The following is a 9,052-nucleotide window of genomic DNA, read 5'->3' as shown; positions in this document are numbered from 1 at the left end:
AAACTTAGGATTAACTTCTTGATATCCATTGGAGTCTGTGTAAAACGACTCAATACCAACATCAAGTCCTATTTCCTTTCCGGTTTTGGGTTGAATATCGGTGATATTAATATTCAGACAAAACTGGGCGTAATATCCATCGGCACGACGAATTAAACGCACCCGTTTTATGTCTTTAACATTGTAGGTTTGGATATCCCATTTACCCAATAATTTGAGTTTACCAATCCCGTTTTTATCGGTAAAGGTAATTTGTCTTTTAGTTGGGTGTAATTTCCATCCCGATGTTTTATATTCAACGGAACGGCAATCTTTTTGAAATTGGGGATATCCTTTTTTACCAGAAATCTTTTTCTTACAATTATCGTAAAAACGACTAATGGCAGTCCATCCCCGTTCGGCTGCGGATTGGACTGCCATTGAATTTAGGTCGGCAACAAAAGGGAATTGATTTCTGAGAGTTGTAGAATATTTATTGAGTGCAAATTTATCAATCTTCAATTCTCTTGAATTATCCATCCAATACCGAATCGCTTTATTGCGAATGAATTGGGTGGTGCGAATTGCTTCATCAATTGCTTTGTATTGATCAACTTTGCCTTTACACTTGTATTCCAGAACTATCATTGTAATTCCCTCTGTTTATTTTTCGACCTTTTGATATGTTAACATAGATTGGAGAAATATTCACGGGGAATAAATTCCCCTGAGCGGTCACTGAGCTTGCTTTGCACTGAGCTTGTCGAAGTGTCGAAGTGTCGATTTTCATCTCAGGTCTGAAGACACGCTCGTTTTCAATCTCCCAGATATGTCTTATAAACGTGGGAAAAATCGGCTTCAACTTGAAATTAGCCAGGAGAGTTTTAACAATGTCAAGTACAATACAACTGAATTCTGCGGAAGCATTTGCTGCGATCGCATTAATAGCGGTAGCCGCCGATGGTTATATTACTGGAAGTGAATCCCAAGCCATTACAACAACCTTCTCACGGATGCAGCTTTTTAGTGATTATTCAGGGGAAAAAATGCGATCCATGATTGATCAACTCCTGAATCAATTGCAAGAACAAGGAGCAGATATTTTATTAAAAGAGGCCGTGAAGAAATTGCCCAATGAACTCCGAGAAACTGCCTTTGCTGTAGTGACTGATATCACCTTAGCAGATGGAGAAATTACAGAAGAAGAAGATGCCTTGTTAGATAATCTCTTTAGTGCTTTAGAGATTTCTGAAGCTATGGCTAATAACATTATTGATGTCATGTTGATCAAGAATAAAGGATGATAAAATTAGGGATTAACAATTAGAATTCATCCGGTGGGCAATGCCCACCCTTTGATCATTTTGACAAGATTAGGGAGTTAAACAACTTGAATTTTAAATGAGGGAATAAAATGACATATATCTACAGTCGAATCGTTCGTTTTCAAGATACGGATGCTGCGGGTGTGGTTTATTTTTCAAATATTTTGGCGATGTGTCATGAAGCTTATGAAGCTTCTCTAACAACGGCTGAAATTAATCTGAAAAAATTTTTTGTGAATTCTGATTTTGCCATTCCCATTGTTCATGCGACTATTGATTTCAAATTTCCTATATTTTGTGGAGATCAACTGATCATTGAGTCAACTCCTGAATTCTTAAATGATAATTCTTTCAAAATTAAATATAAAATCCTATTAGATAGCTCTTATCAATTGATTGCTCAAGCTTCAACTAAACATATTTGTATTGATCCTAAAACTCGTCAACGTCAAAATTTACCCCCAGAAATTATTAACTGGTTAGAATGGGGAAAAGCAGCTTTTTTGATGGCGGATTTAGATACTGTTTTAATTTGGAAAGATGGAAATGCTTATTTTTTCAAAGATAATCAATATATTAGTTATAATTTAGAACATCATTGTATTGAATCCGGGTATCCTCAAAAAATTGAACAGGGAATCGGAGCTAGTTTTCCAGTTTCCTTTTATCAAGGAATTGATGCAGGTTTACTTTGGAATAATGGCAAAGCATTTTTCTTTAAAGAAGATGAATATATTAGCTTTGATTTATATCAAAATCAAGTGGAACCGGGTTATCCTCAAAAATTAAAGAGTGGTAATTGGTTAGGATGGCCTCATCATTTTTACCAAGGTATTGATGCGGCAGTTTTATGGAATAATGGAAAAGCCTATTTTTTCAAAGGAGATGAATATATTCAATATGATATTTATAAAGAAATAACAGATCGAGGTTATCCTAAGAAAATCAAAGAGGAACTGGGAAAAGAATGGCCATCAAGTTTTACAAAAGGAATTGATGCGGCGATCACAATCAATTATCGGAAAGCCTTTTTATTTAAGAAAGATGAATATATTGTTTATGATATTAATAAGAAATCAATAGATCCGGGTTATCCTAAAAAAATTAATGAAAATTGGTCAATTTTTTCTAGCAAACTGCATTAAATTTAGGAAAAAATTTTCAGATTATGGCAACTCGTAGCTATGCAATTATTGGTACTGGTGCTGTAGGCGGTTTCTATGGTGCCCGACTTCAAAAAGCAGGTATAGAGGTTCATTTTTTAGTGAATCATGATTATGAAATTGTGAAAAAACAGGGCTTAAGAATTGACTCCCCAGAAGGAAATTTTACCCTTCCCCAAGTCTATGCCTACAATGATGTTGATCAAATGCCTGCTTGTGATGTTGTTATCGTGGCTTTAAAAACCACTCACAATCATTTATTACCGGAATTATTACCCTCAATTGTCAAACCGGATGGAGTCGTTTTACTCTTACAAAATGGGCTGAATATTGAACCTAAAATTGCTGAAATTGTCGGTCAAAACCGAGTCATGGGGGGATTATGTTTTATTTGTTCTAATAAAGTGGGTTATGGGCATATTCAGCATATTGATTATAGTGCCATTAATTTAGGAGAATATCAAGATCAATATCAACCTGGGGGAATTTCTGACCGAATGCGTGAGATTTCCTCGGATTTTCAACAGGCTCAAATTCCGGTGGAACTGAGTGAAGATTTAATGTTTTCCCGATGGAAAAAATTAGTCTGGAATATTCCCTATAATGGACTTTCAGTAATTTTAGATGCGAGAACCGATGAAATCATGGCAAACCCAGAAACTCGTCTTTTAGCTGAAGAATTAATGCGAGAAGTGGTAACTATTGCCTCTAGTTATAATCGCCATCTTCCTGAAGATCATATTAAAATAATGCTCGATCATACTGATAAAATGAAACCTTATTTAACCAGTATGAAATTAGATTATAATGCCCATCGTCCTTTAGAATTAGAAGCAATTGTAGGAAATCCTTTGCAAGCAGCAATTACCCAGGGAGTTAATGTTCCTAAAATTTCTATGCTCTATCAACAGTTAAAATTTTTAGATGCCCGAAGAACAGGGAACAGGGAACAGTAAGCCGTCTACAATATATCCCAACTTTCTCTAAAGTTTCCCCAAAAATTGTAACACATTTCGACGAGCGATCGCCATAATTGAACCTTGAGGATTGACCCCAGGTGCAGTACAAAGTAAACTCCCATCCGCAATATATAAATTATTAAATCCATGAACTTTACCAAAGGAATCAACGGCACATTTTTGTAAATTTTCTCCCATTGGACAGGAGGAAAAAACATGAACTGTCATTAAATTGGTTTGCTTTACAGGTAGATGTGCGGGAATTTTAGTTAAATCTTGAGGATGGGTTAAGGGAGAGCTATTAGAAATACTAGGATAGAGGATTTTAGCATCCACTTCAAACAATAATAGAGCTAATTTTTGTAAGGCTTCTGATAAATCTTTTAAGTCTTGAGAAGTTAATTTATACCGAACTAAAGGATCATTATAAAAAGGAATATTTCTCACAGTACCATAGCCTTCTCCCGTAATCATAGCATAATAAATTCCCATATTTTGCCAATTTTTTTGTACTTCTTCAGTATATTCAGGATAATCAGTTATCCCAACGGATAAATAGGGAGGAGAACTAATCGAACAACCGAAACTAAATCGAGGGGCAAATTCTTTAACTTGATGAACAGGAACCCCCATATCTAAGCTGTTAATTTCTTGATCAAATTGAGCTATAATTTTAACCGTTGGGTGCATTTTTAAAGAATTACCAATATTATTTTTAATTCCACTCCGTCTTAATAATGCTGGAGTTTGAATTGCACCACAACAAATAAATACGGTTTCTGCTTGTATTTTTATTGGTTCTTGAAGATGATTATTTCTTTTACAAGAACCTGTTAAACTCCAAATTTGATCTGTTTGATGAAGCGTTTTAATTCGAGTATTTGCTAATAGTTTACATCCGGCTTTTAAAGCTCTGGGAATAAAGGTTTTAGTCATCGATTGTCGAGTCCCTTTGGGAACTGCGGTTTCATCTAATTCTTGATAACGAAACCATCGAGGAACTTCTAAAGATTGCCATCCTAAACTTATTGCGCCTTCGTGTAATTTTAAAGACGCAGTTGGAGCTTTTCCTGGTAAATAACAAACATTAACCGCTTGTTCACAGGCTTCAAAATGAGGAATTAAATCGGATTCTGTTAACGCATCAACTTCAAATTCTTGACTCCATTGTGCTAAAATATCAGGCGGTGTCCGATGATAGAGTCCGCTATTAATTTCACTTCCTCCTCCTACACATCGACCTTCAACATATTGAATTTTGGGTTGACCAAAGGCTGCTGTTAAACCGCCATTCCGATATTTTTGTACCATTTCTGCAACGGAAAAAGGCTCACAGGATTCTAAGGGTAAATCAGCACCTTCTTCGATTAATAAAACATCCCGTCCGGCTTCAGCCAATAAACAAGCAGTAATCGCTCCTCCAGGGCCAGAACCAATCACGGCAATTTCAACTTTCAAAGGAAATTCAGATAGGGGAATTAGGTTATTTTCAGACATAATAATTATTAAATATAGCAATCCGTGTAGGATTTGTGAAAAAATTCTGTAGGGGTGATGTCCCTCCAAACCCTCTTTATGTCTGGGTTTGGAGGGACATTACCCCTACGATAAAATATTACAACCTATTTAGGACTGCTATATAATTCTAGGAGTTTATATAATCAGATTGCCAATATAGTACCACTAAACTTTCATAAAATCGCATCAAATCTCGGCAAATTTGAAAGGGTGAATTTTTCCAAGCTTGAATTTGAAGTTGACGGATAGAGGGCGACTGACAATGAAATAACGAACCTGTTCTCAGGAGTCCCCAACTCTCAAAAATTAACGTTAAAAACAATAGAGGAAATTGAAGATAATCAGGCATTCGGTTTTGTTGTTCTAACACAAACTGAACAACAGAATTATGGGGAAAATATTGATAAGTTTGAGGGGAAGGAAATCGAGAATCAATTAAAGAATAACACAAAGCAGAGACGGTATTAGTAAATATTCGTTTAATCATATTGACAATTAGGCTGAATTCGTTTAATGTTTTGATTTTAATTCATAAAAAACCCCTAAAAGTTTAAAATAGAAAATAGATTTAATTTTTGAGGTAAACCTTTAGGCTTTATGAAACAACACAGTGAAATCATTCTCATCGGAGGCGGATTAATCGGATTATCTCTCGCCGTTGAGTTAAAATTACGGGGGGCAACGGTGACGGTTCTGAGTCGGGACGTCCAAGAAGCCGCTGGTTTAGTGGGGGCGGGAATGTTAGCACCCCAAGCCGAACAGCTTCCTCCTAGCCCCATGTTAGAGTTATGTTTACGCAGTCGCGCCCTCTACAACGACTGGACGCGCAAACTAGAGGAACTCACCGAGTTAGATACGGGATATTGGCCCTGTGGCATTTTGGCCCCGGTTTATGAACGTCCGCCCTGTACGAGCTTACCGCAAACGCCGGAAACTCCCAGTTATTGGTTAGAACGAGATGCTATTTTACAGCAACAACCGGGTTTAGGGGATGATGTTGTCGGGGGTTGGTGGTTTCCCCAGGATGCTCAAGTGGATAACCGTCGGGAGTTAGTCAAAATCTTGCAAATAGCAGCCCAAGAATTAGGTGTTAAAATTATAGAGGGAATCACCGTCGAAAAATTGGTAACTTCCCCCCATCAAACCGTAACGGAAATTAATACAAATCAAGGAAATTTTAGAGCCTCTCATTATATTTTAACAACGGGTGCTTGGTCGGGGCAGTTATTATCAATTCCGGTTTATCCCAGAAAGGGACAAATGTTATCGGTAAGGGTTCCCGATGAGATTAAACCCTTACCTTTGAAGCAAGTTTTATTTGGTTCAAATACTTATATTGTACCGCGTCGAGATGGTTTAATTATCATTGGAGCGACATCAGAACAAGTGGGTCTGACATCCGGTTTAACACCTCATGGGATTGATACTTTACTCTCAGGAGCCATGCGATTATATCCGGTTTTACAAGAGTTTCCCATTCAAGAATTTTGGTGGGGATTTCGACCGGAAACCCCGGATTTATTTCCTATATTAGGGCCGAGTTCATGGCAAAACTTAACCTTAGCCGTAGGTCATTATCGCAATGGGATTTTATTGGCTCCAATTACGGCTCAATTAATCGCAAATTGGGTATTAGACGCACAATATGATCCTCTATTAAATCATTTTAGAGGCGATCGCTTTCAACCTACAGCAGTCGCGGAAATCCGGTAATTGACATAAACTGATGCAGCAAATTTAAACTTGTATCTGTCTTTCTATTTCTATTCCCAATTCGTAATTCCCAATTCGTAATTCCCAATTCCCAATTCGTAATTCGTAATTCGTAATTCCCTGTTCCCTGTTCCCTGTTCCCTGTTCCCTGTTCCCTGTTCCCCACTATATGAAATGGGTATGTGAGAGTTTAGATGCACAAACAGACCTAGGATTTGTTATCCAGTGGATGTTTGTAACATTGGTAGGATTTTTAGTCAGTTTAATTTGGATAGAAATTGGAGAAAGACCCGATTTAGGCGCGTTAGAAGGAGCCATTGGCGGATTAATTATTAGTCTGGCTCAATGGTTTATTCTTAAACAGTATATTTCCCAGAGTTGGCGATGGATTTTTGTCCATGTTTTAATCTGGAGTGTGATCGCATTAACTCCGGTGGGACTGTTGGGTTGGGTAACTCCGCGCACATTAAATTTGACCCCTCGAATTTTCTACGGAGTAATTGAGGGGATCAAATTGGGAATATGTTTAAGCATCGGACAATGGTGGGTCTTACGCACCGAAGTCTTTAAAGCATGGCGATGGATGATAGCCAGTGTCATCTCTTGGGGGGTGGCATTACCCATCGGTTGGATGTTTGGGGGAATTCTGCGTCAGGGGACGAGTTTTTTTCTGGGAGATGTTTTGGGTTTAGTCCTGGTTTGGACAATTGTTGCCGGGATGACAGGGACAGCGCTGACTCGATTATTATGGTATCCCGTTAGACCGGATGATTGGTAGGAAACATAAGTCTTTTATGAAGATCGACCTCCGTTGTTTCTTCTGGGTGAGTCGGAGAGAAGGGTTCAGGAGAAGATCCCGGTGAAGGCACAACTTCTACGGAATACGAGGGTTCTACCTGATGTTCCTCTGGAAAGGAGGAGTGATGCACGTCTATTCCTCCGGTTAAAATCAATTCTGTCGGATCAGATTGGATATTCAAGAGAATTTTGGGGCCAGAGATGGCTAAGTGAATTACTTGTCCATCCATTAAAGGAACAGCTTGAACTGCTTGTCCATTGACATAAGTTCCATTTGTTCCTAGATTGACGACAACCCAATCTTCACCTTGGCGACGAATCTCGACATGATGCCGAGAAACGACCGCACTATAGAGAACAACATCATTCTTGAGCGATCGCCCAATCCGAATCACATTGTCCCTTTTAAAGACCCAACTGCGGACAGGAATCGATTGGAGAGGATGTAATAATGTTAGTGTAATCACATTGGCAAAATCTAACAATCAATAGCTACGCCCTACACTTATTTTAAATGGGAAATTCGAGATTTTGGATGTGAATATAGGGCGATTAAGGAATTAAGGTTTTTCCCCAATTAGAAATTGAGAAGACCTTACCGAAAATTTGCGTATAAAGCCTTGCCCTAGAAGGGCAACTTTTTTCTATTAACTGGACTCGTTGAACCCAGAATCCACTCGCCTTTAGGCAGTGGAGTGTCAATCCCCTCACAATCCAAAAATCCCGACTCTCAAAACCTCTGTCCTCTGTCCTCTGTTCTCTGTTCTGTTCTCTGTTCTGTTTTCTGTTCTGTTTTCTGTTCTGTTTTCTGTGTCCTACTCCTCTAGGACAGTTGAAAGATAAATGAAACTAAATCCCCTTTCCCTAAAGAAATGCGATCGCCCGGTCTGAGCCGATGACGATTGCCTTTAGTCAGGGAGATATTATTAATATAAGTGCCATTAGAACTACCCACATCTTCAATATAGTACGCATCCCCCTCAATCCGAATATCAGCATGGGTGCGAGACACAATTTCCGAATTGGGAAATCCCGAAACATCTATATCAGGCGGGACTAAATCATTCGGTTTACCCAAATGAATCACCGAGACATTTTGGGGTAATTCCAGAGAGGCATTAGTTTGGACATGAAGCAGCCGCGCCGTCTGTTGCTGTAACTGAGTGGCAGAATTTTGGGAACCTGGGGAAATATTGGGTTGTGCTTCCCCTACCGTAGCCACTGGAACCACTGGAACCACTGGAACAACTGGAGGAGTCGTTTCCATAGCCGGAGGTGGAACCTCTGCCAGAGGTGATTTTTCTAAATTCAACCCTGAACTCGCCACAGGTTGAGGCGTTGCTTCCGCTAAAGGTTCACTCGGAGCCGAAACTTGAGTCGGAATCATCGCTTCTATTCCGTCGGGATTCGTTTCGGCCGATGCCGGCTGTAAATTAGATCCACATTGACCACAGAACGACGCATCCGTTTGTATTGTTGCACCACAATGGGGACAACTGGTCATAGAAGGCAACGGCGTATAACAAGCTTCACATTGCGTCGCACCTTCTGGATTTTGATAATTACAATTGGGACAAACAACCATATTTATTCCGAT

10 protein-coding genes are annotated in these 9,052 nt (G+C 38.9%); 5 read left to right on the top strand and 5 right to left on the bottom strand.

Translation table 11 applies throughout. The features are described 5' to 3' along the window. On the bottom strand, positions 1–627 hold a 627-nt coding region (locus tag PL8927_RS27490; RefSeq protein ID WP_197047576.1), incomplete at its 3' end, for an RNA-guided endonuclease InsQ/TnpB family protein. A gap of 242 nt (positions 628–869) precedes the next feature. On the opposite strand from PL8927_RS27490, the gene PL8927_RS27485 reads away from it, so the two are divergent. The 3 genes from PL8927_RS27485 to PL8927_RS27475 all read left to right on the top strand — a co-directional run bounded on the left by PL8927_RS27485 (position 870) and on the right by PL8927_RS27475 (position 3,423). Then, the gene (locus PL8927_RS27485) at positions 870–1,283 is read left to right on the top strand and encodes a tellurite resistance TerB family protein (protein ID WP_083627075.1); all 414 of its coding nucleotides are present in this window, start codon (positions 870–872) and stop codon (positions 1,281–1,283) included. 110 nt (positions 1,284–1,393) lie between these two features. Next, on the top strand, positions 1,394–2,449 hold the full coding sequence (locus tag PL8927_RS29060) for a hemopexin repeat-containing protein (RefSeq protein WP_083627074.1): 1,056 nt from the start codon (positions 1,394–1,396) through the stop codon (positions 2,447–2,449). Positions 2,450–2,472: 23 nt separating this feature from the next. Further along, positions 2,473–3,423, top strand: coding sequence for a putative 2-dehydropantoate 2-reductase (locus PL8927_RS27475; RefSeq protein WP_083627073.1), 951 nt, complete (start codon positions 2,473–2,475; stop codon positions 3,421–3,423). Between the two features lie 27 nt (positions 3,424–3,450). Here the strand turns inward: PL8927_RS27475 and PL8927_RS27470 are convergent, their stop codons facing one another. Further along, on the bottom strand, positions 3,451–4,923 hold the full coding sequence (locus tag PL8927_RS27470) for a GMC family oxidoreductase (protein WP_083627072.1): 1,473 nt from the start codon (positions 4,921–4,923) through the stop codon (positions 3,451–3,453). Positions 4,924–5,071: 148 nt separating this feature from the next. Continuing rightward, positions 5,072–5,431, bottom strand: coding sequence for a hypothetical protein (locus PL8927_RS27465; RefSeq protein ID WP_231506162.1), 360 nt, complete (start codon positions 5,429–5,431; stop codon positions 5,072–5,074). Positions 5,432–5,541: 110 nt separating this feature from the next. Here PL8927_RS27465 and thiO point away from each other — a divergent pair, with 110 nt between their 5' ends. Further along, the gene (gene thiO, locus PL8927_RS27460) at positions 5,542–6,657 is read left to right on the top strand and encodes a glycine oxidase ThiO (protein ID WP_083627070.1); all 1,116 of its coding nucleotides are present in this window, start codon (positions 5,542–5,544) and stop codon (positions 6,655–6,657) included. 169 nt (positions 6,658–6,826) lie between these two features. Then, complete coding sequence (locus PL8927_RS27455) at positions 6,827–7,435, top strand: hypothetical protein (protein ID WP_083627069.1); 609 nt, start codon at positions 6,827–6,829, stop codon at positions 7,433–7,435. On the opposite strand, the gene PL8927_RS27450 is transcribed toward PL8927_RS27455, so the two are convergent. Both PL8927_RS27450 and PL8927_RS27445 read right to left on the bottom strand, forming a co-directional pair. Continuing rightward, complete coding sequence (locus PL8927_RS27450) at positions 7,416–7,922, bottom strand: FHA domain-containing protein (protein ID WP_083627092.1); 507 nt, start codon at positions 7,920–7,922, stop codon at positions 7,416–7,418. The genes PL8927_RS27455 and PL8927_RS27450 overlap by 20 nt on opposite strands. A 356-nt stretch (positions 7,923–8,278) precedes the next feature. Beyond that, positions 8,279–9,040 carry an FHA domain-containing protein gene (locus PL8927_RS27445; RefSeq protein WP_083627068.1) on the bottom strand — a complete coding sequence of 254 codons (762 nt, stop codon included), beginning with the start codon at positions 9,038–9,040 and terminating at the stop codon, positions 8,279–8,281. Positions 9,041–9,052: the final 12 nt, after the last annotated feature.

This window comes from Planktothrix serta PCC 8927 (assembly GCF_900010725.2).
Classification (GTDB): domain Bacteria; phylum Cyanobacteriota; class Cyanobacteriia; order Cyanobacteriales; family Microcoleaceae; genus Planktothrix; species Planktothrix serta.
The sequence above is the reverse complement of the archived record's forward strand: the minus strand, read 5'-3'. Positions and strand labels throughout refer to the sequence as shown.